18 protein-coding genes and 2 tRNA genes are annotated in these 25936 nt (G+C 45.7%); 7 read left to right on the forward strand and 13 right to left on the reverse strand.

Annotated features, from left to right (window positions below):
* The first annotated feature begins 56 nt into the window (after positions 1–56).
* Complete coding sequence (locus tag KGF65_RS07140) at positions 57–416, forward strand: YisL family protein (RefSeq protein ID WP_181185403.1); 360 nt, start codon at positions 57–59, stop codon at positions 414–416.
* Positions 417–529: 113 nt separating this feature from the next.
* On the opposite strand, the gene KGF65_RS07145 is transcribed toward KGF65_RS07140, so the two are convergent.
* A complete protein-coding gene (locus KGF65_RS07145) occupies positions 530–997 on the reverse strand; it encodes a GtrA family protein (RefSeq protein ID WP_225083474.1) in 468 nt (155 codons plus the stop codon).
* Positions 998–1155: 158 nt separating this feature from the next.
* Between KGF65_RS07145 and KGF65_RS07150 the strand changes: the two genes are divergently transcribed.
* Positions 1156–2169: a hypothetical protein gene (locus KGF65_RS07150; protein WP_216748250.1), complete on the forward strand. Its 1014-nt coding sequence runs from the start codon at positions 1156–1158 to the stop codon at positions 2167–2169.
* A 159-nt stretch (positions 2170–2328) separates the two neighbouring features.
* On the forward strand, positions 2329–2754 hold the full coding sequence (locus KGF65_RS07155; RefSeq protein WP_216748251.1) for a hypothetical protein: 426 nt from the start codon (positions 2329–2331) through the stop codon (positions 2752–2754).
* Between the two features lie 167 nt (positions 2755–2921).
* Here the strand turns inward: KGF65_RS07155 and KGF65_RS07160 are convergent.
* The 3 genes from KGF65_RS07160 to KGF65_RS07170 form a co-directional block, all read right to left on the reverse strand.
* A tRNA-Leu gene (locus tag KGF65_RS07160) sits at positions 2922–3005 on the reverse strand.
* Between the two features lie 263 nt (positions 3006–3268).
* Complete coding sequence (locus tag KGF65_RS07165; RefSeq protein ID WP_216748252.1) at positions 3269–9580, reverse strand: bacterial Ig-like domain-containing protein; 6312 nt, start codon at positions 9578–9580, stop codon at positions 3269–3271.
* A 53-nt stretch (positions 9581–9633) separates the two neighbouring features.
* Positions 9634–14379 carry a BspA family leucine-rich repeat surface protein gene (locus tag KGF65_RS07170; protein WP_216748253.1) on the reverse strand — a complete coding sequence of 1582 codons (4746 nt, stop codon included), beginning with the start codon at positions 14377–14379 and terminating at the stop codon, positions 9634–9636.
* Between the two features lie 405 nt (positions 14380–14784).
* On the opposite strand from KGF65_RS07170, the gene KGF65_RS07175 reads away from it, so the two are divergent.
* Positions 14785–14857, forward strand: a tRNA-His gene (locus KGF65_RS07175).
* 68 nt (positions 14858–14925) lie between these two features.
* On the opposite strand, the gene KGF65_RS07180 is transcribed toward KGF65_RS07175, so the two are convergent.
* Entirely contained in the window at positions 14926–17193 is a 2268-nt protein-coding gene (locus KGF65_RS07180) for an excinuclease ABC subunit UvrA (RefSeq protein WP_216748254.1), read from the reverse strand.
* A 53-nt stretch (positions 17194–17246) separates the two neighbouring features.
* Positions 17247–17534, reverse strand: a complete 288-nt coding sequence (locus KGF65_RS07185; RefSeq protein WP_003638401.1) for a hypothetical protein — start codon at positions 17532–17534, stop codon at positions 17247–17249.
* 109 nt (positions 17535–17643) lie between these two features.
* On the opposite strand from KGF65_RS07185, the gene KGF65_RS07190 reads away from it, so the two are divergent.
* The 3 genes from KGF65_RS07190 (at position 17644) to KGF65_RS07200 (ending at position 19972) form a co-directional block, all read left to right on the forward strand.
* On the forward strand, positions 17644–18165 hold the full coding sequence (locus KGF65_RS07190; RefSeq protein WP_225368134.1) for a hypothetical protein: 522 nt from the start codon (positions 17644–17646) through the stop codon (positions 18163–18165).
* 113 nt (positions 18166–18278) lie between these two features.
* Positions 18279–18755: a MarR family winged helix-turn-helix transcriptional regulator gene (locus tag KGF65_RS07195; protein WP_050340248.1), complete on the forward strand. Its 477-nt coding sequence runs from the start codon at positions 18279–18281 to the stop codon at positions 18753–18755.
* A 530-nt stretch (positions 18756–19285) separates the two neighbouring features.
* Positions 19286–19972 (forward strand): CPBP family intramembrane glutamic endopeptidase, encoded by a 687-nt coding sequence (locus tag KGF65_RS07200; protein WP_105923579.1) that lies wholly within the window; start codon positions 19286–19288, stop codon positions 19970–19972.
* 121 nt (positions 19973–20093) lie between these two features.
* Here the strand turns inward: KGF65_RS07200 and KGF65_RS07205 are convergent, their stop codons facing one another.
* The 7 genes from KGF65_RS07205 to KGF65_RS07235 form a co-directional block, all read right to left on the reverse strand.
* Positions 20094–20297: a hypothetical protein gene (locus KGF65_RS07205; RefSeq protein ID WP_088769721.1), complete on the reverse strand. Its 204-nt coding sequence runs from the start codon at positions 20295–20297 to the stop codon at positions 20094–20096.
* 285 nt (positions 20298–20582) lie between these two features.
* On the reverse strand, positions 20583–20951 hold the full coding sequence (locus KGF65_RS07210) for a hypothetical protein (RefSeq protein ID WP_088769722.1): 369 nt from the start codon (positions 20949–20951) through the stop codon (positions 20583–20585).
* A gap of 244 nt (positions 20952–21195) precedes the next feature.
* A complete protein-coding gene (locus KGF65_RS07215; RefSeq protein WP_003638396.1) occupies positions 21196–21534 on the reverse strand; it encodes a hypothetical protein in 339 nt (112 codons plus the stop codon).
* A gap of 160 nt (positions 21535–21694) precedes the next feature.
* Entirely contained in the window at positions 21695–22462 is a 768-nt protein-coding gene (locus KGF65_RS17410; protein WP_050340244.1) for a response regulator transcription factor, read from the reverse strand.
* A gap of 5 nt (positions 22463–22467) precedes the next feature.
* A complete protein-coding gene (locus KGF65_RS07225) occupies positions 22468–23799 on the reverse strand; it encodes a GHKL domain-containing protein (RefSeq protein ID WP_225083531.1) in 1332 nt (443 codons plus the stop codon).
* Between the two features lie 230 nt (positions 23800–24029).
* A complete protein-coding gene (locus KGF65_RS07230; RefSeq protein WP_050340242.1) occupies positions 24030–24638 on the reverse strand; it encodes a hypothetical protein in 609 nt (202 codons plus the stop codon).
* A 129-nt stretch (positions 24639–24767) separates the two neighbouring features.
* On the reverse strand, positions 24768–25589 hold the full coding sequence (locus KGF65_RS07235; RefSeq protein WP_216748255.1) for a Cof-type HAD-IIB family hydrolase: 822 nt from the start codon (positions 25587–25589) through the stop codon (positions 24768–24770).
* Positions 25590–25936 lie beyond the last annotated feature (347 nt).

A 25936-nucleotide genomic window follows, 5' to 3' on the forward strand; every position in this document is an offset into this window, starting at 1 on the left:
CAGTTACTTTCATGCTAAAATTAGACATGAATTGTAAATGCGGAGGCGGTTTTACTATGTACTTATTCGGACACATTTTTGGTTGGCTGTGGCTGATGGTGACGGTCACGTTAGGCCTGAGTCGTCATTCCATCAAAGCAGCCAATCGTTATTTGATTCTCAGTCGTTTGGGTTACCTGCTCATCATTATTACCGGCGTCGTCTTGGCGACCAAAACCTTTGGCGGCAATTGGTGGTTGACGCTAATTAAAGCGGTGCTGGGACTCGGCACGATTGGCTTAGTGGAAATTACGTTTGCACGCAAACAGGAAAGCCACTTGAATCGCGGCCTGTTGACGTTGCTCGTCAGCTGCACCGTCATTACCATCGTTTGCGGCGCCCTACTGCACTGGCAGCTGACGGGACATTTGATTTAAAGGCGACCGTCCGCCTTTGCTGACTAACTAATATGTAGCGAGCACTTAATTAATGCGATTAAAAAAGCAAGCCGCCATCCTTGACCACTTGCTTAATACGCTTATTCACATCATTAGTTATTACGATTATTTAACCGTTTCAGCAGCATCCTGCGCATCCGCATTTTCTGATTACTTTCCATAAAAATCAGGCGCGAGGTGCCATAATTGAACAACCCAACGAGCACCTGATCAATGATTTTCACTAACATCGCTGGCCATATGAGCACTGAGATGCCGAGAAACATCAGGAAGGTATCAAAAAAGTATGACAGTCCGCGCGTTAACATGAAGCTCACGAACTCGCGACACCAGTGCCAAAAATTCTGTGATTTTGATTGAAAGACCACCGCTTTGTTGGTAAAAAAACTGAACAAAGTTGCGACGATCCACGCAATCGTGTTGGAAAATAGGTAGTGTTCAGCCAGGACAGCGTGTAGTAGCCAGAATGCCAACACGTTGATCAACGCGGCCATGAAGCCAAACACGGCATATTTCCAAAAATATTCACCTCGATGGTAGATTTTAATCAACCATTGCACGCTGTTCGCCACCGTTTCTTATCAGTCAAAATTATTATACAATAGCAATATCATACCTTGTTATCGATTCGCTGACAAGCACAGCCGTAAAATTGGCGCTCTGCGTGCTGGTCGACTATACTTAAACTAATCTGCAATTCTTCTTGGAGTGAATTATTATGAGAATTTATTTAATTGTTGCTGGGCTGATTGCTGCCTGCCTAGTCTTGATCACGATTTTAATCGCGGTGTTGGTCCACCTACACCATACAAACCAGGCAGCGGCCAAACAAGCCGAGTTATTGAAGTCGATTCGCCAACGACTCGTTCACCAAACCTTAGCGAACCAGAAACAGGACCGGCAAATCGTCAAATTGCAGACGCAAAATAACGGTTTTCGTAACCGGCTCAACCAGACGGCACCCCGGCCCGTGTCCGTTCCGCAGACGCGTCGCATCAATGCGAACTCACGCGCGATTTTTCGTTCGTATGTGATTGGCCTCGATTACTATCAAAAAGAATTCGAAGCAGCGTTAGCAGATGCCAGTGAAAGGGGCTATTTCAAGCCATATGGCGGTTATAACGATTCGGGGCTCAAGGCGGACTATTTGTACGCCAAGAAATATCGGGTCGATGCCAACGCCAACATTGGGGAAATCCAATTGGTCGAAGAAGTCGATGGGCCGCAGCGTTCAGTGCGCGTTGAACTCAAAGTTGCGGAACACGGTTATACGATTGGGTATCTGCCAAAGAAGCAAGTTGACGAAGCCTTCAATGTTATCGATATTTATGCTAATTCCGTGATGACGCTCTCCTCCAAGACTAATTTGACGGGTGGCGAATGGAAGATGGCCATTGATGCCGTTGACGAAATGCAATACATGAACGATCCGAACGCTCAGAACCGGGCCTTGCCTGATTACGGCGCTATCGACACGCCGCTCAAAATCAAGGCCGGTAAAAAATCGTACTTCCTCCAATTCACGCTCTATGAAATGGAAATCAGCAACGATGAGATTCCGCTCTACAGTCTGGTCGATACGGTCGACGGTCAACGCGGTTCAATCATCGAAGTTGATGCGGGCCCAATCTCCTACGTTATCGATGTTCAGGATGGCCCGCAGACTGGGTCTAAGATTACGGTCATTCCGGAACAGATCGACCGGGTCATTTGGGTGCCAAACTGGAAATAAGTCATCTAATGAAGTGGGGTTACCGTCATGAAAAAGTTTTTGCTAGCCGTTGTTTTAGTTTTAGCCATTGGTGTAATGACAATCGTTGATATGAAAATTATCCGACAGACCCCCTATCCGAGTCTGTCGCAGGAACAAACGAAGTAAGGAGGCCCACGCGTGACTCGGGGAATCATTATCGGAGGCTGCAGTCTATTGCTATTAGCCGGCTGCACCTCACAAGCTGAACCAAGTATCTCAACCAAAACGGCCAGTTCGGTCGCTGCATCAGACCGCGCAGAACAAACTCGGCGCGACAATCAAGCGGTCGACGCGAGTGCCAAAAAGCGTCTCGGCAATAATTATCAAGCTACGAATGACCATATTACCAGTGCCACCGGTGCCGCCCAAGCAGTTGCCCAGGTACTCCATGAACCGAAGTCGCAGACATTTGCAGTCATCCCCACCGCTAATCGCGATGGCCAGGGGCACCACTATTATCAAGTGGATGCCTACCGCAAGAAGACGGATGGTGGCCGCGGTCATTATTTGAATAGTTACTTTGTTTATGCAAATGGTAATATTACGACGAAACAGACGAATTAATGGAATTTAGAAACAAACTCAGAACGGTCCATCTCAGCTATCACTCGAAGTGAATAATGGCTGAGATGGACCGCTTTTTAATTAAAATATCTGATTGCGTTTCAAACAAAAAAGCCCTCGAATAATCGAGGACTGTTCCAAGTAGAACATATCGAAAATAAAGATAATGCCCCAGGCAGGATTCGAACCTGTACATTGTTTCCAATACAGCGACCTGAACACTGCGCGTCTGCCAGTTCCGCCACTGGGGCAGTTGAATTAACAACAATATTCATTATAGCGAAAAGTCACGAAAAAATAAACCTTTTTCTATATTTATGCAGTAATTTTTCATTGCTGTCCTCATCACAACGAAGACGCGCAATTTTGCATAGCATTTATTAATTATAAATCTCAACATCTTTGCGCTAAAATTAGAACTTATCACCCTATCAATATCAATTATTCATCAAAAAAGTCGCAACCCTCAATGCACAGGGTTGCGACCTCTTGTACTAATACAGATTAAAGTGAATTACTTTTTCTTCTTCTTGGTTGGTTTGACCATTGTAATCAGTCCGGCAAGCGCAATGCCCAACCAAGTCCACCAATTCGTGGTACCTGCATTGTGTTCATCCGTTTGTGGTAATTGTGTGGGTGAACCAACACTAGGTTGCTTGTTTGTTTTGGTGTTAGTCGTTGACTTCACACTGTCAGCAGTTATTGATTGATGTTTTGCGACCGCTGCTTTAACTGTTGCATTAGCACCATTCTCATGACTCACGGAATTTGGCTTTGCAACTTCTTTTTGCCCTGAGTTGTTGTCAGCATCATGGATCCTATCAGTATCAACTTGATGATTTGTATTCAAATTATTATTAGATACTTCATCATCATCTGCCTTGGTGCCTTGGTTGTCAGAATTAGTGTCGGTATTGCCGTTACCGTCTTGATTACCTGAACCATTGTCGGCATCACTATTACCGCCTTGGTTGCCCGAACCGTTGTCCGTATTGCCGTTGCCGCCTTGGTTATCGGAACCATTGTCCGTATTACCGTTGCCGCCTTGGTTACCCGAACCATTGTCCGTATTACCGTTGCCGCCTTGGTTACCCGAACCATTATCCGTATTACCGTTGCCGCCTTGGTTGCCCGAACCATTGTCCGTATTGCCATTGCCGCCTTGGTTACCTGAACCGTTATCCGCATTACCATTGCCGCCCTGGTTACCCGAACCATCGTCAGCAGCAATCAACGTAATCATTGTCTTCGCTAAATGCAGTTTACCTTGTTGGTCCACAAGCTCGTAAGTGAGCTGGTAAATTCCCGGGCGCTGCCAATCGACATCATCAGTAATGACAACTGCTTCGTTGATTGAACGACCATCCACATCAGTTGCCGCTAAAATATTAGCCGTTGCATCCCACTTCTGGCCGACTTTCAGCGTGACTGCTGTCGTCCGCAACTTAAGACTGGCCTCATTTTCCAATACAATAACCGTAGCCGTTGCACTGTGGTCATGACCAAGTTGGTCTAAGAAGTGGTACGTTAACAGATATTTGCCGGCTTGATTCAAATCGACAGTTCCCTGCACGCTGACTTGCTCACTCGTCTGGGCGCTACCGTCATAATCTAACACTTCAGCCACGTTTGATAATGGCGCCCAAGTTGCGCCAGCACGTAAAGTCACCGTTTCCGCGTGCAAACGCAATAACGCCTGATCGACAACAACTGGCTCAACGACTGTGACCATCGCGACTGCTTGTTGCTCATGGCCTCGCATATCCGTGAAATGATAACGGACTTGATACGTCCCTGGAGTTGCTGTGTCAACCTGCCCATCGATGACTAAATCAGTTGACGCAATTTCGTGCCCATCCACATCTCGGGCCAGTTGTAAGTTAGCTAATGGCTGCCACTCATCACCGACCGTCAGTGCGACCTGATCATGTTTTAGCAAAAGTGCCGCCTGGTTAGCTAATACGTTTACGGTCGTCACGGCCTGCTGCAGCTTATTCTGCTGATCAACGAAGCTGTATAAAACGCGATACTGACCGACGACGTTTGAATTAACGCTCCCAGAAATCCTGAGCTGGTCTGCCATTACGGGTGTCCCGTCAACATTCGTCGCTTTGACCACGTTTGCCATTGGCTGCCACTCATCACCAGCATAGAGCGTGATATCGTTTGCAGCTAACTTCAGCGCGGACTCGTTTGGTAACACAGTGACTGTTGTGGCTAATTCTTGCAAGTTCCCGTTACCATCGATGAACTGATAACTGACCTGATAACTTCCAACCACCGTTGTATCAACGATTGGTAGTGCGCGTGACCGCATCATCATCAGACGCAAGCGCTGATTTAATTTTGTCACATTCACCGAAATGCGATCTTCAGCTATCGCCTGACCATCCATGTCAGTCGCACTCACGAAGTTCATCATCGGTACCCAAGTATCACCAACATGCACTGTAACCGCCGTCTTCTCAACCACAATCGTCGCCTGATTTTCAGCAACTGTCACCGTGAACTGGGCCGTCCGCAAATGGTCTAACTGGTCAGTGAATTGGTACGTTAATTCATAATCACCGACTACCTTTAAATCATAGTGACCGAGAACTTGTAGCTGGTCAAACGTGATTGCACTGCCATCGACGTTTTTAGCACCGCCAAAGTTATCTTCTGGTTGCCACTGCCGATTACCCAGGTAAAGTGTAACGTGTTGTTGCGTCATTGTTAACGCTGCCAAGTTGTCCAAGACCGTTACCGTCGCTGTTGCACGATGCGTCTGATTGAATGAATCCGTGAAGGCATAGTTGACCAAATACGTCCCAGGCGTTGTTGAATCAACCGCATTCGTAATCTGCATGGTGGCTAAATCAATGGTACGACCATCAATATCAGTTGCTGCCGCGATATTGCTTTCAGGTTGCCAGCGATTATCTCCTGCACGAAAACTAAGTTCAGTCTGGTTAAGTTGCAAATTGGCATAGTTTGCCAACACATTCACTGGTACGATTACTTGTTGCACTGTGCCTTGCTGGTCCGTGAAACTATATGTGACCATGTATTGCCCGACTGCTTTTGAGTCAACCGTGCTGGTGATGTCTACATCAGATAAAGCAACCGCTGTACCATCGACATTTGTCGCGCAATCAAAGTTGTCTTTTTCAGACCATTTTGCACCGATGCGGAAACTTTCAGCTGTGGATTTGACCTTAATACCTGCTAAGTTTGCTAGTACCTCAACTGGAACTTCAATGCTTCGAAGCTCACCTTGTTGATCAGTGAAACTATATGTGACCTTGTATTGGCCAACTGCTGTTGAGTCAACCGTACTGGTGATATTTACATCAGCTAAATTAATAGGTGTCCCATCAACATCGGTCGCACTATCGAAGTTATCCTTCTCCGACCATTTTGCACCAATCCGGAAGCTTTCAGTCGTTGATTTGACCTTGATGCCGGCCAAGTTTGCCAGGACATCAACCGTAACCTCAGCTTTTCGAAGCTGCCCTTGTTGGTCTATGAAACTGTACGTAACCTTGTATTGACCAACTTTTTCCGGGTCAACGGTACTGGTGACGTCTACATCAGATAGAGCAACCGCTGTACCATCTACGTTCGTCGCACTTTCGAAGTTATCCTTCCCCGACCATTTTGCACCAATACGGAAACTTTCAGTCGCTGATTTAACTTTGATACCAGCTAGGTTTGCCAGCACTTCAACTGGAACTTCAACGCTTCGAATCTGGCCTTGTTGGTCTGTGAAACTATATGTGACCTCGTATTTGCCGACTGCTTTCGGGTCAACTGTACTGATAATGTTTACATCAGCTAAGTCAATTGGCGTTCCATCAACATCTGTCGCACTATCAAAGTTATCCTTCTCAGACCATTTTGCACCAATCCGAAAGTTTTCAGTCGATGCTTTGACTTTGATACCAGCCAAGTTCGCTAGTACATTAACCGTGACATCAGCCTTTCGAAGTTGTCCTTGTTGGTCTGTGAAACTGTATGTGACTTTGTATTGGCCAACCACTTCTGGATTTACCGTGCTCTCGACATCAACATTAGATAAGCCAAGCGGAGTACCATCCACATCTGTCGCACTGTCAAAATTGTTTTCCTCCGACCACTTTTCACCAATGCGGAAGCTTTCTGTCGTTGACTTAACTTTGATACTAGCTAGGTTTGCTAGTACTTCAACTGGAACTTCAACGCTTCGAAGCTCACCTTGTTGATCTGTGAAACTATATGTGACCTTGTATTGACCAACTTTTTCCGGGTCAACTGTACTGGTGATATCTACATCAGCCAAATCGATTGGCGTCCCGTCGACATCTGTCGCACCATCAAAGTTATCCTTCTCCGACCATGTTGCACCAATGCGGAAACTCTCAGTGGTTGATTTAACCCTGATACCAGCTAGGTTTGCCAGCACTTCAACTGGAACTTCAACGCTTCGAAGCTTACCTTGCTGATCAGTGAAACTATATGTGACTTTGTATTGACCAACCACCTCTGAATTTACAGTACTCTCAATATCAATATTAGATAAATTAATAGGTGTCCCATCAACATCGGTCGCACTATCGAAGTTATCCTTTTCAGACCATTTTGCACCGATTCGGAAACTCTCAGTGGTTGATTTAACCTTGATACCGGCCAAGTTTGCCAGCACTCCAACCGGAACTTCAGCGCTTCGAAGCTTACCCTGCTGATCAGTAAAACTATACGTAACCTTGTATTGGCCAGCCACCTCTGAATTTACAGTACTCTCGATATCAATATTAGATAAATTGATAGGTGTCCCATCAACATCGGTTGCGCTATCAAAGTTGTCTTCCTCAGACCATTTTGCCCCAATTCGGAAACTTTCAGCTGTGGATTTGACCTTAATACCTGCCAAGTTTGCTAGTACCTCAACTGGAACTTCAATGCTTCGAAGCTCACCTTGCTGATCAATGAAACTGTAGGTGACCTTGTATTGGCCAACCCGCTCTGAATTTACCGTGTTTTCAACATCAATATTAGATAAATTAATAGGTGTCCCATCAACATCGGTCGCACTATCAAAGTTATCTTCTGCCGACCATTTTGCACCAATGCGGAAACTTTCAGTGGTGAATTTGACCTTGATGCCGGCCAAGTTTGCCAGCACTTCAACCGGAACTTCAGCTTTTCGAAGCTGGCCTTGTTGGTCTGTAAAACTGTACGTAACCTTGTATTGACCAACTTTTTCCGGGTCAACTGTACTGATAACATCCACATCAGCTAAATCGATTGGCGTCCCGTCGACATCTGTCGCACCATCAAAGTTATCCTTCTCCGACCATTTTGCACCAATGCGGAAGCTTTCAGTCTTGGATTTAACTTTGATACCAGCCATGTTCGCTAGTACATCAACTGGAACTTCAACGTTTCGAAGCTTACCCTGCTGATCAGTAAAACTATACGTAACCTTGTATTGGCCAGCCACCTCTAAATTTACAGTACTCTCGATATCAATATTAGACAAATTAATAGGTGTCCCATCAACATCTGTTGCGCTATCAAAGTTGTCTTTCGCCGACCATTTTGCACCGATTCGGAAGCTTTCAGTCGTGAATTTAACCCTGATGCCAGCTAGGTTTGCCAGCACTTCAACTGGAACTTCAACGCTTCGAAGCTTACCTTGTTGGTCGGTGAAGCTATATGTGACCTTGTACTGACCGACTGTTTCCGGGTCAACGGTACTAGTGACGTCTACATCAGATAGAGCAACCGCTGTACCATCGACGTTCGTCGCACTTTCGAAGTTATCTTTTGCCGACCATTTCGCACCGATTCGGAAACTCTCAGTTGTTGATTTAACCCTGATACCAGCCAGGTTTGCCAGCACTTCAACTGGAACTTCAACGCTTCGAAGCTCACCTTGTTGATCTGTGAAACTATATGTGACCTTGTATTGGCCAACCTTTTCCGGATCTACTGTACTGGTGATGTCTACATCAGCCAAATCGATTGGCGTCCCGTCGACATCGGTCGCACCATCAAAGTTGTCTTTTGCCGACCATTTCGCACCAATGCGGAAACTTTCAGTGGCCGATTTAGCCTTAATGCCGGCCAGGTTTGCCAGCACTTCAACTGGAACTTCAACGCTTCGAAGCTTACCTTGCTGATCAGTGAAACTATATGTGACCTTGTACTGACCGACCACTTCCGTATTTACCGTGCTCTTGACATCAACATTAGATAAGCCAAGCGGAGTACCATCCACATCAGTCGCACTATCAAAGTTATCTTCTGCCGACCATTTTGCACCGATTCGGAAGCTTTCCGTCTTTGACTTAACCCTGATATCGGCTAGGTTTGCTAGTACTTCAACTGGAACAACAATGCTTCGGAGTTGGCCTTGTTGGTCTGTGAAACTATACGTAACCTTGTATTGGCCAACCACCTCTGAATTTACAGTGCTTTCAATATCAACATCAGCCAAATCGATTGGCGTCCCGTCAACATCAGTCGCACTATCAAAGTTATCTTCTGCCGACCATTTTGCACCGATTCGGAAGCTTTCCGTCTTTGACTTAACCTTGATATCGGCTAGGTTTGCTAGTACTTCAACTGGAACAACAATGCTTCGGAGTTGGCCTTGTTGGTCTGTGAAACTATACGTAACCTTGTATTGGCCGACTACCTCCGAATTTACAGTACTCTCGATAGCAACATTAGATAAGTCAACCGAGGTACCATCCACATCTGTCGCACTGTCAAAATTATTTTCCTCCGACCATTTTGCCCCAATCCGGAAGCTTTCAGTGGTTGATTTAACCTTGATGCCAGCCAGGTTTTCCAGCACCATCACCGTAGTGTCCTTGCTATGTTCTTTTCCAAGGCTGTCCACGAAACTGTAGGTTAATTTATTTTCGCATCCTCGACCGTACTACCATCCACATCAGTTGCGTTCACGACAACGCTAGCTGGATTCCAAATACCGTTCGCATACAGCGTGCCACTGTTATTATCTAAGCTAATTGCCGCTTGATTTTCCAGCACCTCAACCGTAGCTTGTGCCGAATGCGCAACGCCGAATTGATCAGTAAACTGATAGGTGATAGTGTATTTTCCGACCTGATTCAAGTCAACCGTACCAGTAACACTCAGAGCCGAGATATCCAGCGTTTCGCCATCGGAATCCATTGCTGATACAAAATTGTCCGTTGGGGTCCAAGTACCGAATTGATAAACGCGACTATCTTTAACCTGCAAATCAGCATGATTCTCATCAGCCTTAACGTTCACCGCTGCGGTCGCAGTATGTTCACCATGCGCATCCGTAAAGTGATAGTTGAGTTGATAACTTCCCGGTTTCTTGATGTTGGCGACTTCTGCATCATTCGCATCCGTAATTGTGAGTTCAACCGTAGCTTCATTACCCTGATCATCAATCGCCTTGTCGATATTGGTCAGCGGATCCCACCGGTCATCTGTTGAAACGTTGACCTGGGTTTCTTTAAGTGTTAGCCCGTTGACAATCACAGTAGCCGTGGCTGTCCGCACCGTGCCAGTACTGTCAGTTATTTGATAGTCAATTTGATAGACGCCCGGAATCGTTGTGCCAACGGTACCGTTTTCAATTCCATTAACACTAACAACACCATTGACCTTGGTTAAATCAGTGACCGACCCGTCAGCATCCAGTAGCGAAGCAATGTTATCGGCCGCAGTCCATGTCGTCCCTAGTTGTAAGACTGAATCCTTAGTGGTGATGAGACTCTGATTAGCAACCAATGATAGTGTAACGGGTACGGAAATCTGTTTGGTCCCATCACCATCAGTGTACTGATAAGCAACTTGATATTCACCCGAATGAGCTGGCTGTTGCAATAGCGCATTTAACTGACTCGACGTTAAAGTTTGATTAGTCGTTGCGTCCGTGACCGTGGTTGTTAAATCATCAACCGTCTTACTCGTATCAATCAAACCAGCGAGACTATCTTTGGGTGCCCAAGTACTGTTCGTCCCACTAATCACCTGCAAATCCTTGCCCAGAATATTTTGCCAGGTCCAGGTGGCATCAGTTGCAAGCGAGTTAGTACCATCGTAGCGGGCCATGAGCTGTTCTGAGGTGAGCGTCTCGGCGGTGGCATTGTTGATCCAAACACCATCGAATCCTTGAGACGGTGCTAAATCTGCACTTACCAGCCAATCGGGCTTTAGGCCAAACTGTGCTAAAGCTTGCTCTAGGGCCTCAACTGTGGAAAACTCCGCAATTATTTCCTTTCCTTCTGCTGTAGATGCATCAACCCAATCGATCACACTTGTTGGCTTAGACAACGATAGTCTTGTTTTTTGGCCAAGTATCAATGTATTTAGATGTGTCTGATACAGGCCCATCTGTGGTTCGCTATCATTAGTGTCATCCATTATCAAGTTAAATAAACCAAACACCCTAAGCGGTAATAACGTCGCATAAGTCAACTGCAGTTTTTCACCACTGAACGATGAAAGATTCAAATTTTTGAGCGCACTATCCAAATAAAACATTTTGTACATACTCTCGACATTGCTGGTATCAAAACTGGTCAAGTCCAGTGTTGCCAAGCGAGTATCACCACTGAACATCGCCGTCATGTCCGTCACTTGACTGGTATCAAACTGGTCAAAATCGACATGAACTAAAGCGATGTCATTTGCAAACATCCCTTGCATGTCTGTAACCTGGTCCATACTTAATTGTTGCTTCCAGACAAACGTTTCCATATCCGGTGAGTCGCTAAACATATAAGCCATCGTTGTCACGCTGTGCGTATCTAAATTATTAGACCAAGTAAACTGAGTATGATTGACGAGACCACTTAACATATAGGACATATCCGTCACATTGCCTGTCTGCAAATAGCTTAAATAATTATCTTTGAAATTAACATAACCCTTGAACATTCCTTGCATATTCAGCACTTTACGAGTATCAAAATTAACAAGGTTCAATGACATTGCAACTGGCAAGAAGAAGCCTGCAAACATATAGGACATGTCTGTCACGTTGCTTGTATCCAACTTTTCAAGCCCCGTAAATGATTGGACTTTCTGATCTGCAAACACATCTTCGAACATGTGACTCATCGTAGTGACCTGACCAGTCCCCAATTTACTAATATCTAGCGAAACAAGTGCTCGGTCTCCCTTAAACATCCCTGACATATTAGTCACATTGGTTGTCTTCAATGGCGTTGTATCCAATGCGCTTAATGCTGCACAGCCAGCAAACATATTGGCCATATTCACGACCTGGCTAGTGTCAAGACTTGATACATCTAACGCAGGCAACGAGGCACAATTATTAAACATGTTGGCCATCGTAGTCACCCGACTGGTCTCAAAGTTTGACAGGTCAAGTGCCGTTAATGAGCGACAATTGCTGAACATGTTGGCCATTGTTGTGACTGAAGCCGTATTTAGATGTGTAAGGCCCTCAATATTTGTTAAGGATTCACAATCATTGAAGAAATCTGCCATATTCGTTATATGGCTCGTATCAAGTTGACTGACATCTAGGCTGGTCAGCTTTTGACAACCAGAAAATAGTTGATCCATGTTGGTCACATTACGGGTATCAAAATCATCTACAAGATCAATACTTGTGAGTGTCGCACAATTAGTGAACATCTGCTTCATACTCGTCACTTGCTGATCCACAAAGTGCGTTGGTAATATCAGGCTAGTTAAACTTTCACAGTTTGTAAACATATTATCCATATTCGTGATCAAATGTGTATCAAAGTTACTCAAATCTAGTGTCTTCACATGGACTGCATTATTAAACATTGCTTGCATATCCGTGACCTGACTCGTATCAAAATTTGCAACATCTAATGTGGTCGCATAACAGTATTCAAACATATGGGACATATTAGTCACCTTGCTGGTCATAAAGCCACTAACATCTAAGTTGCCTAATGCATCGCACCGCGTAAACATGTGCGACATATTAGTGACATTACTGGTATCAAAAGTCTGGTCAGGATTATTGGGGGAATAGGTACTAATCACCAGTTTCCCCAGATTTTCATCGCCATTAAACATATGGGACATATCTGTAACATTGTGCGTATCAAATTTGCTTAGGTCAAGTGACATTAGTTGCGTACAATTATTAAACATGTATGCCATGCTCGTCACTTGACTCGTCAACTTAGAGGCATCAGAGGCACTTGTCGCCATAGCGATACTTGAAAACCCACTATTATTAAACATGTAAGACGTGTCAGAATATGCTTCGGCGAGAGCTGGCAGTGCGACTAACACTCGTTTATCACGATCAGCATTTCCGATACACCTGACGTTTTCAAACATATGTGAGGCATTGACCGAGTCAGCCGAACTAGACCAAAGATTGAGTGCCACCCAAGAGGTCATAAATGTCACTCGCTCAAACATATAGGACATATCCGTCGTTTGTTCGACACTTATCTGAGAAAAATATGTTTTCGGGTCTTCTTCATTACTTAAGTCAAAAGTTAATCCATTAAATAACCCACGTGCGTTAGTGCCAACAGCAATACTGCCTTCGAGTGCGAGTGTCAACTTTGCATTGTGCGCTTCTACATATTGGCCCCAGCCCACGTTACCCCAATCTGTCACTTCAGCATTATCATCAAACTGAACATTAGCATCCGCCAATTGCCCAGCCCCTAAGTGCAGCGTATTATCACTGTCATCGATCCACCATTCAGAAGTCCCCATGATGCCTTTGCGGGTCGTATCCGTGATTGCATCCCAAGCAGCATAATCCTGCGCTACGGTTGGCGCTGCATCCACGGTATCCAACTGCAACGAACTGGCCTGAACTTGGGCTAACCTTGGCTGTAGGCTGCTGAGTGAGTCAGCGGTGAGTCCCGCACTGGTTTTCTCATCAGTCACAGTCTGCGAGTCGATTCCATCAGTGGACGATTGTGTCTTATCAGTTCCAGTCTTGTCGGTTTCACTAGCTTGACTGCTATTGACATCTGTACTAACCGCGTCATAACCATCGTTAGACAGGCTTGTATCGTTAACTTGATCAGCTTTCGTGGCTGAATCAACCGGCACTGAATCGCCGGCATAACCAGCTTTATCGGTTTCAACAGACTGTGCTGGTGTCGTACCGGTTTCAGTAGTCGACTGTGACCTGGTTGCTGATTTGTCTGCACTTGTTGTCACAGTGGTGGTATTTTGTTTATTTTCAACAGCGTTATCACCATCGGTATACGGTGTTGTACTTACGCTTTTTGCTCGATTATCTGCTTCCGCGGTCAAGTCCGACGCAGCCTGGCCAGACTCACCAGTCTTCGCGCCTGAACTAGCAGTCCCACTTGCCGACGTGGCTTGAGAATCACTGCCAGATTGTTGTGGACTCGTTGAATCGGTCTTAGTTGATTCGGCGGTCGGTGTCGTCTTCGTGCTAGTCTTAGTGCCACTCTGCAATTGAACGACATTCGACGCTGCTGTCGCATTAGCTGTGACAACAGTCGTATCAGCACTACTCGTTGGCGTCTGTTGGACATCCGCCTGAGCCGTTTGATTGTTGACTTGCCATACTAACAACGCCGTCCCCGCTGCAAGCCAAAAGCGCCGATTTTTACGCGCCGCCATCATTACATATTCCTGATTATTCTTCATGAATTGCCCCTCCAAAGGTTTACCATTATCAAAACATGATGTTCATATAATTCTACCCACTGATAGTATACCGCGTTAATCGATGAATGAAAACGATTCCAGCGATTATTATTTATATTCTTATTATTTAACACAAACATTATTGACCGGTGACAACTACTTACCCATTTTTCATCAATGATTACGCCCAATTTTTGGCTCGCTCACTTAGATTTGAAGGCCTTAGAATCGCGACATCACAATCATGGAATCATTGGCTCATTTAATCAGCCCCAGACTCACCATCGTTTGCTCATCACTTGACGTCACGTCATTTACATAAATTTTCAAAAATCCAATAAAAAACACTATGCACCCCAGCATTTTAGTGTATACTAGATATGTTGGCGAAAAGTTAACGTGATGGCGGTAGTGGCGAAGTGGTTAACGCACCGGATTGTGGCTCCGGCACGCGTGGGTTCGATTCCCACCTACCGCCCTTCTAAAAAAGCACGCGCAATTTATTTTGCGCGTGCTTTTTGTTTACATTTATTTTCATGATTCACTTCAAGCTTGCATCCAAGCCTTCAAGGCCGCGCCGGTCCGTGAACCACTGACTGCTACGGCGTCTTGCGGCGTGCCACTGTACTGAATCTGGCCACCATACCGCCCAGCATCTGGGCCGACATCTATTAACCAATCTGCCTGACTGATGACTGCTAAGTTGTGTTCGATAATAATCAGACTATTGCCCGCATCGACTAGCTCAGCAAATAACTTCAATAGCCGTTCGGTATCCTGCAAATGCAGTCCGGCGGTCGGTTCGTCTAATAGGTAGACCGTCCCCTGTTTACCAAGCTCAACTGCCAACTTCAAGCGTTGTAGCTCGCCACCGGATAAGGTCGTCAGTGGCTGTGCAAGTGTCAAATAACCTAAACCGACGCGCACCAAATTGTTCAACGGCGCGGCAACTTTGGCCGTATCCGCAAAGAATTCGAGCGCCTTAGTCACGGATAATTGCAGTACTTCCGCAATCGTTTTGCCCAGATAGGTGTAACTGAGCGCAGTCTCATTATAACGTTGCCCATGACACAACTCACAGGTCTGAGCGACGGGATCCATGAATGCCATATTGGTGATCGTCACACCCTTGCCTTTACACCGCGGACAAGCGCCCTTACCATTGTAGCTGAACCAGCTAGTCGCGACGCCATTAGCCTTACCGAACAATTGGCGAATCGCGTCCAGAACGCCTAAATACGTGGCGGGCGTCGAACGAATATTGAGGCCCACGGGAGTTTGCGCTAGGTCAATGTAGTCGGTCTTTAGCTGCCGCTTCAAAGCAGTCACTAGCGAGCTCTTACCTGAACCCGCCACACCTGAAATGACCGTCATCACGCCCAACGGCACGTCAACGCTGACATCTTGCAAGTTGTTTTCGCTCACGTGCGTTAAGGCCAGCGTCGACTTGACTGGCCGCTCGATGTCCCACTGATGTGGCTGACGCAACCAGTGACCAGTCAATGTATCCGAAGCCAATAATTCTGGGTACGTCCCAGTAAAGGTCACTTGTCCACCGGCACTGCCAGCTTGTGGGCCCATTTCGACCACGTAATCCGCTAAGGCAAACATCGCGGGGTTGTGCTCCACGATTAGAATCGTGTTGCCCTTTTGTTTGAGCTTATTGAGTGCCTGCTTAATTAGTTGAATGTCGTGCGGATGCAGCCCAACACTCGGCTCATCTAAAATGTAGACCATGTCGACGAGTGCACTGGTCAGGTACTTGGCAATCTTGATACGCTGCGCCTCACCACCCGACAACGAGCTGGTGCCACGATCCAAGGTCAAATAGCCTAGGCCAATATCGACCAACGACTGAATTTTAGTTGCTAATTCACGGACGATATCTTGTGCGAGTGGCGCGTCAATCGTTTGCAAAAAAGCCAGGACGTGCTTCAAATCCATCGCACTCACTTCCGCAATGTTGACGCCGTTGATGTGATTGGTCAGTACGACGGGTTTCAAACGGGACCCGCCACAGTCGGGGCACGGCTTGCGAGTCACCACCGCCGCAATGGCATCGCGATGGTGTTCCGCTTCCTTTTTGCCAATAATTGACCGCTTGATGCGTGGAACAACGCCCTCGTACAACGCCGTTCTTGGAAAGCCAGCACCGGGATGGTCGAGCTTTTGTTGGGGCGCGTGCATTAACAAGTCATATTCTTCCGCGGTATAATCCTTGATAGGCTTGTCATTATCGAATAAGCCGCTAGTTGCATAACGCCGCCAGCGCCACGTGTCGGGTGCGAAGCTCACAAAGGTGATGGCACCCTGATTAAGGGACTTTTCGGGGTCGATCAACTGGTGCTCATCAATATCGTCGACATATCCCAAGCCCTGACAGGTCGGGCACATGCCTTGTGGTAGATTAAACGAGAACGTGTCGGAATAGCCGATAAACGGTTGGCCGACTCGCGAGAATAACAGGCGCAATAAGGAATAAATCCCGGTATAAGTCGCTAGTGTCGAACGGGCATTTTTACCCAAACGCTGCTGGGCAATCACGATGGCGACCGGCAAATGTTCGATGTGGCCGACATGCGGTTGCCCATACTTTGGTAAATACTGCTGCGTGAAGCTCGGAAACGTCTCATTCAGTTCGCGTCGTGACGCCGCCGCAATCGTATCAAAGACTAGCGACGATTTTCCGGAACCGGACAGTCCCACAAAGACCGTCGTGGCATACTTGGGGACCCGGAGACTGACGTGTTGCAAATTATTTTGGGTCGCGTCAAAGACTTCGATTGCCCCATGTTCAAATGGTTGCTTGCTCATCTAATCTTCCCCTCTCAAATCAAAAAAGGACCTGAATTTTCAGATCCTCCGCCTCAAACCGATTCGTCCACTAATTTGACGACCGTCCCGTAGCCCGTAACGACTAGGAACCGGGGCGCCACACTCATCTGAGCAACTTCTGTATTGAAGTTCACGTAAATGAGGCCGTCGCCACCCTGTTCTTCGGCTTTTTTCAGCAACAATGGTTTGACTTGTTCAATCAAATCATCGAAACGTTCAAATTGGTCAACACCATCAGATTCGAACATCAGGTGCTTGGTGACAGAAACAACACCTTTAATCATGTGTGACCGTTGTAGATCACCGGTTGTCATAAACATTTTATCCCAACCCCCTATCACCTCAATTCTACTTGAAAACCGCGTGACTAGCAAACGTAACCAATTATTTGACCATCCGTTTTTAAAGGACTAAGTTAAAGGTTAGGGAGTGATATTTTTGGAAACAGCAACACAACTTTTACAACAGTATACTTTCGAGCCCGTTAAGTCGAAACTGCGGGCCGAACAACACACCTTAGCTGTCCAAGCACAGGACCGCGCCATTCCATTCGGTCACTTCAAGATTCGACTGAAAAATATCGATAACCAACAGTCCTACTTGCTTGAACTGAAGCAAGCGTTACAATTGACGACCACGACCGGACTCCAGTTACGTTCCCGGTTACACGGTGTGCACGTCAAACACGCGCGCCACTTGGTTCCCAACGGTTATCACGTGCTCGCGTCATTAACGATCAAATCGGCACCCGAAGATACCCACCAGTTTGTCCATGATAAAACCAAACTGGCCTGCCTGATTCCGGTCAGTGAGCACCACGCAACTGATTTACCCGACCAAGTCCCGTTATACGCCTTCACGGATAATCACCAGTTAGTCATTAACCAGCAAGCCATGGCCCACTTATTCCTAACTTGCATCCGGCAAACGACCCATAGCAAGGTCAGCTAATCAACCTTTTTATAAATAATTTGATAGAAAACAATGTATTTGCGCAATATTAATTGCATTTAGCAAATTAATTGCGTACAATGTACTAGAATAATAGTAAAGGAGGCGGTTTGATGGCGACACCAACGAAGAATATTTTGTTAGACGAACAACTCTGTTTTGCGCTTTACACTGCCAGCAAACGCTACAATCACTTTTACGCCGAAGCTTTAGCACCCTTTAAGCTGACTTATCCGCAGTACATTACGTTACTTGCATTGTGGGAAAAGAGTCCAATGACGGTCCGGGAACTCGGATCGCATGTCAACTTGGATAGTGGGACGTTGACTCCACTGCTCAAGCGGATGCAGACTCAAGGCTGGGTCGAACGGAAGCGTGATACTGATGACGAGCGGCAGGTCAACATTTCCTTGTCACAAAAGGCGATCGATGCTAAACCTGAGATTTTCGCGCACGTTAACTCATGCATGGACCTATTAGGCTTAGACCAAGACACCTATGACCAAATCCGCGAAACAGTCAACTTTGCTTCTGAACGCATTAAGAATGCTAAACCAAGCACAATTGATTACACGGGTGACACGTTCTAACAGAATCAGACGATTAAAGCCGAAGCACGCTGCTTCGGCTTTTTTGGTGCAGTTATCAGCTGTAAATGCCCTTTCCAAGAAACAATCAATCCCAGAAATCAGCTGCAAATCAGACTTGATCAATACGGGTTTATTAATAATTTTGTCCAGTTCAGACTGCGATTTGAGCAAAAAAATGACTCTACCGCTTATTAGCAGTAGGGCCAAAGAGTTAGGTTTAAGTACAATATGGGGGATTGTACTTGCTCGTCCATCCACTTTGGGGGAGTAAAATGAACAAGTGTATAACTATTAGGTACAAGTATATACTATTACATAATTGTGAAGAAATTGTGAAGATTTATCCGGAAACGGTAAAATTAAAGATTATTTTTTAAATATATGATTGTTTTTACATCATTTTTTAAAATTCAACATATTAATAATGCTGAAATCCAAACAACCTCATTCATACAATCTATATTTCAGATTTGCAATTGCGTGTTCCAGGACCATGACTGCGGTAAAATGAGCTCAAGAGGTGAAGTCCAATGGAATTAGTTGACCGGGGATTAGGCTGGCTCGCCCGGGTATTACTGACGATTGGCCTGATAATTGGCGTCGTCGTTCCCCCAATGTTACTTAGGTTAATTAACCAACTTAATCGGCAATCACGAACCACAAACTTAGAGATCATCTTAGCCGTTGTTTACGTGCTTGTCTTCGGTATCGTCATTTTGGCCGCTAACGCCTTGATGCGTCATTATACAGGAGCCTATCAACCACAACGAATGACTCGCCACGACTGGCACATCGTTCTTGGCGGTTACGCCGTCATCTTAGTGCTGGAAAGTATATTTCAATTACTTAATCAACTTATTTATCATCAGAGTCAAACCCAAAATAATGCCGCAATTCAAAATTTAATGGCTGGTAGCACCCTCTCGCTATGGCTGATGGCCCTCAGCGCGGTGTTTTTAACGCCGATTACCGAAGAGCTGGTCTTTCGTGGCGTCCTCATGAATGCTTTTTTTAAGCAATCCTGGCTCAAAATCATTCTCAGTGGCATCGTCTTTGGCAGCCTGCACAGCAGCTCAACACTGCCCAGTTTTATGATTTACCTCACGATGGGGCTCGTCCTGGCAAGTGTTTATCAGATGACCGGCAAAATTCACGCCAGTATGAGTCTTCATTTCATCATTAATGCATTAGCAATGAGCCTGCTCTTGATGCATTAAGTTGACTGATGTTCATTCACATTTTTGAGAGCCGTCTGCCATATTTTGGGCTAAATACGTGCTACACGATACGATAAAAATCCGCACCAGTCGTAAGGCCAGTACGGATTTTTGTTCATCCCTACTTTTCGTTCTCATCACCATACTCATCCATTAGCTCACACAAGTCAAGCGCTACCACATTCCAATCAGACCTTAATGCATCAAAATCTTGTTCCTGTTCACTCACAGAAAAATTATATCCTTTTAACGTACTTCCTAGGTCGAGTGGCCTTGCAACACCACTTAGAAATGAGGGGGAAGCAAATGAGGTTCCATATTCCATCAAAGAGGCCTCCTGCAACTGGCTAGAAATTTAATAATGGCGCAATACCAGCTGTTTAATATCATTGTCACGATTACTTCTTTAGTTGTCAACTATTTCCTGTTACACAAGTAATTTCTCTCTTATATCGATGTATTCGCTTCTAGTTCTTAACAAGCTCGCTTCGACAACACAATCATCATCCACCCTATTTTAAATGAATCACAATTATCCATCTCAAAAAAGACGACCCCAGCCGCCCCAGTTCCAGTCTTCACTTGATATACAAATACCGGTCCAAACTCATCACATATCCGCGCCCACCCACACGAATAACACGTCAAAGATCAAAAACAAGACGTTAAAGTGCAGTAGCCACCAATTCATCAGGCCTTTTTCGCGAACCATGCCGAAAATGGCGAGCCCAATCCCGATAACGGGAATCAAGCCGCCTTGTAACAGCCGATAAATTGGCAAGTAGGCCCACTGCGACAACAAGACTGGTCCGGTGAGTTGTCCCAGCAACACGAATAATAAAAAGACGCCGATATTCAACAACGAACACGCAAACGCGGTCTCAGTCACTGCGCCCATCGATAATCGAAAATGAAATTGGAATCGTAGGATAAAAGTTCCGATAATCCCGATGATCAAAATAATGCCAATCACTAACATTCCCGCACGCTCCCCTTATCTGGTCATGTTCACCTTACGCTAAAATACGGGTAGCGCCTAGCCGTTGGGATGAAGCTTAATGGATTTTTAGCAAAGAAATGTGACTCACTCAATAGCGCTGCTAGATTCGAGTCAAGCATACGGCCTGGTTCAATTAATGTCCCTCAATGCTTAGCCGTGTTCTTGCAAACGGGGCTCATTTTACAGCCAACAAAAAAAGAGCGTGCAATACGCTCCCACCAAACTAACTCTTTGTCCCACTTGGTACCTTTAAGACTTTTGGTTTCAACCCCACGACCCGAATTGTCACTTGCTTTTTAACGGGCATCTTAAGATAAAACTTGCCATTTTGCTTATTTGAAATCACCTGGCGAACATGCTTGCCACTCTTGACTGTCACGATCACGCCATGTTTCGTGTGACCGCTGATCGTGGCGGAGGTGGCGTTTTGATGATAAACCACTTTCGACACTGTCAACTGCTTGACCGGCCGATGATAATCGCCTTGTAAACTATATTCAGAACCAAAAATCAACAGACAGCCCGCCAGAATCATTAGACTCAGTGACCAAAACTGCTTCATGACACCACCTCCGATCCAGTCCCCATAACTGGTATTTGATACTTTAAGGATACCTGCAAATCACGACTGCAACACAAAAAAGGTGCAAAGCTCAAAATAGCCTGCACCAACGTTAGGATTATTCAGTTGTCATTAACGATTTTGTTACATAAGAGTCAGCTTAGTCCATCGTGACCGATAAATCGGACTGTTTGATCAAGGCGACTAAATCATGCATCTTCCGAATGGCAATGTCGACCGTTTCGCCGTTTTCGAAGTAGCCCAGCTGGTGTTGCTTATCGATCCGCACCAACATCTGCGGATTGACCAAGAAACTCTTGTGCACCCGAAATAGCTCGGGATGCGCGACCGTTTCGTCACTGATTTTGCCATTATACTGGACGATGCGGTCTAATAAGTGCAGGACCAACTTGTTACGGCTGGTTCCAGTCTCGATGAACAAGACTTGTTCCAGCGGCACGTTGAAGAGCTGTCCACCCTTAGAATAAGAGAACATCGCCTTGCTCGTCGCCCCCTGCTTGGTATAGCGCTCATACGCCACGCGAATATCGGTCTCGACCTTGGCTTTGACGGTGTCTTGGCCTAAATCCTTGACGATAAAGTCCAGTGGTTCGATGCGCCGTTCGAACGTCAAAAACGCCATTTCAGAGTGGGTCGAGACAAAGACGATCTTAGCATTCACGTCAGCCTCGCGAATCTTGGTTGCGAGCGACAAGCCGTTCAAGTCCTGGCCCGGGTATTCAATATCCAAAAAATACAAGCCTTCTACACTTTCATGGCTCTGAACGTAATCCAACAGCGTTTGGGCTTGACCAGTTGCTAGGGTCAATTCCATGTCAAAATCATTAATCATAATGTGATTCGTAATAATTTGCTTTAAGGTCGCTAATTGTTCTGAATCATCTTCCACAACAAAGGTTTTTAACACGCTGCTCACTCACTTTCAATGCTAATAATAAACTCAAATCGGTGGCGCGAACTGACTTCATAAGTCACGTTGGCCAATGGGTCTAATAACTCACGGACAGTCGCTAATCCCTGTCCGTGACCCGCGCCTTTGGATGTATGACCGGCCACCATCAATTGGTCCAATCGTTCGATGGGCGCCGCCAGTGAATTGGCAAATATCAATTCGACCATCTTCGGATACTTGACCACTGCCACGGTGATTTGGCCGCCACTCTGTCCTTTGACCGCTTCAATGGCGTTATCCAATAATATCCCACTGACCCGCGCTAAGGTCACCGGGTCGATGGCCAACGCAGCGACGGGGTCATTGGCTTCCAGCCGGACTTGAATCCCCGCTTGGCGCGCGGCCGAAAACTTACTCTGGACAATTGCTTTGAGGGCTTTGTCCTTAATCTGTTCTAAATTATCAAAATGACCAAAATCGCGGCTCAAACTCTGCTGGGACTTGGTGACGACCCGATCAAAATAGGTCTGCAATTCAGGGTCATCCGCCGTATGGATGTATTCGCCCAACGACAACAGAATATTCTGGTAGTCGTGGCGGAACTTACGTAAATTCTGGTAGCTACTTTCAAGATTTTTAACATAAATATCATACTGCTTGCGCTCGAGGGCCTGCCGATTGCTCTGAAGGCGCATCGTATAGCTATAAAACAAGTAAATAAACGTGCCGGCATTGATCATCAAGATTGCCACTAGTATCAACATCAGGATGCCTAAAAAGCCGGAGCCAATATTGTAATTATCAGCGGCAGTCGTAATGGTGAAAAAGGCCACTGCCACGACGACCAAAGCACTGACGATCACGTTCAAGGTCACTTCATCACTAAATTGCCGTGGGTAACGTTTTTGTAAAATTTTAAAACTGACCACTACCGCCAGCATGCAGGCAGTTACGATCGTCTCACCAATCAATTCAAATAACCAGCCGCTCCAATCATTCAATCCGAGATTGAGCAGGTGCAGAATCGACTCAGTGGCGTAATTACCAAAGAAACTAAATAGAATGTAAGCTAACGTCGCCGTCAGACTGGTGACAATGAAGTACTTTTTACGACGCACAAACGCCAGCAACCCCATATTGACCATAAAGGTGATAATATCTGAATAGTCGTCGTATAGCATATAAATCGCGGTCAGGAGCACGGACATCACCGCGATACTGGCATACACCCTTTTCTGGCGTAACTCGCGATTGATCAGTATTTGTAGTAAAAATACCAGCATGACCGAGTACCAATGGTCAAACGCCGCGATATACCAATAAACGTAAACGATAACTGCTCCCCTCCCCACATTCAGCTCAATACTACCATTGTAGCGAAATTAATCCGGTTTGTATATTTACAGCATAAAAACTTAACAATCTTTATCGAATCACTGACTTCTAACAAAATCGTCCTCAAACCGGTCGTCCCATGGCATCCAGGCCTTTTGATAGCCGATCGCTACCCCTGCGGCCAACAGTTATGACCGCATCAAAAAAGCGACCCCCATACACTATTGGCGTCGCTTGATTAGTTTAATTAATGAAAATCACCGGGCATGAAACTTTCAATCACCGCGGTGGTGTTAAAGGTCTCAAAGCTATGGAAACTGGCCTCATCAATTTCGGCATAGCGAATCGCAATTTGCGGCCGCTTTTTGAGGTCAAACATATCAACGTAATTGAATTCGATGTACTTCTTGTGTTCACTGTGAATAAAGCCGGCATAACTATCACCGTGTTTCTTGATGCGACCAGACAATTGAATGACTTGGTCATGGCGAAAGGCCTGCTTCAATAGTGTCTTGAGCAGTGAATGCTTGGTCTTACTTTGTTTCTTCAACAACTTAGCAACCAACCGTTCCGTATTCCAGACATCAAAGTACCCGCGTTGCTTGGCGAGTGTAATGATAGTCGTCATACTCTTCAAATAATCAGTGTCACTAATCACGCGGGCTAACGATGCTTTACGAAAAACCACTAGCCCATCTAGTTCACCATCGACATTAACGGCCTTAACCAGCACAAACTTTTCGTCCTGCTGAATGACATAGCCGACACTAAATTGCTCATTGGTTCCCTTGGAATAAATCTCAACGAGGTTTTTATCCTTAATCGCCTTAGCTAAATCGTCGCGAATCGCACTCATGCGTGTTCCCCCATTCGGTAATTTGTAACAAATAATTTATCTCATATTAGCACATTTTCAATTACCATGATACCACTCGTAAATATTGAAATCCAAATGGTATCTTTCATTTTGACGATAAAAATCGGTTTATAATACAAATTTATTAATTACTTCAGCTAACGCATCATGATTATTATCCGCTGCCGTCACATACTTCGCTGCTGCTTTGACGGTATCAATCCCGTTCGCAACACTGACTGGCAGGCCCACGGCGTTTAACATTGGCAGATCATTTCCGTTATCACCGACTGCAATGATTTCATCCGTGGTGATGCCGAGTAATTTACCCAATTGTAGGGTCGCACTCCCCTTATTCACGCCGGCGGGATTGAATTCCACGTACCGGTCCGATGAATAGGTGACGGCTAACTTGCTGGCGTCAACCCGTTGTTCAGCCGCAGCCCGCATTGCTTTGCGGTCAGCCATCGTTGGCAAGGCCATGATGATCTTCATGATATTCATATCCTTGAAGCGTGAAAAATCAGGTTCGTTCATTACTTCAAACGTCACCCCACGGTTTTCAAGGTAGGCGGAATCACTAGCAACCGGATTATAAATGTACAGTTTATCTTGCGTATATACATGGGTCGCTGCGCGTTCATCGGCCACCCCAGCTTCAAAGACGCCCTTGGCAAGTTCGTAAGGCATGGCGTTAACGGCCAGCGGTTTGTTACCGGCATTTTCCAAAATCAAGCCACCATTATATGAAATCGAATATTGGTGCGGTTGATTGCGAAGCCCCATCGTTTCCAAATCATTTTGAAAAGAGGTATAACTCCGCCCTGAATTTGGCACGAAGAACACGCCCTTTTCAGCCGCCGCTTTGATGGCCGCTGTATTCTTAGCTGACAGCGTCCCGTCATCATTCATCAATGTTTCGTCTAAATCACAAACAATCATTTTATACATATCAATCGTCCCTCTCATCCAGTCCACTACGACCATCCTCGGTCAGTTTAGGTTTACCATTCCACTCTAGCGAAAGATTGGGGGAAATGCAACCGCTTTATTTTGAAGTGTAAAGTACCAATCTGATTTGAACATGTTTTAATTCCATATTCTTGCGAATCAGTAAATCGGGATACGTTAAGGGTCTGTCCTAGAGCACAAAATACATATAGTCGTGATTGCCAAGCCAAATCTCCTCTATTTCTATCCATCCTGGCGAAAAACAAGCTATAATTTTTGCTAAAGCGTACAACTCCCAATCATGGCGTTAGGTGTATACACTCGCACCATGCTAAAATGTACCTAAT

The sequence above is a fragment of the Lactiplantibacillus sp. 30.2.29 genome, assembly GCF_018991255.1.
GTDB lineage: Bacteria > Bacillota > Bacilli > Lactobacillales > Lactobacillaceae > Lactiplantibacillus > Lactiplantibacillus pentosus.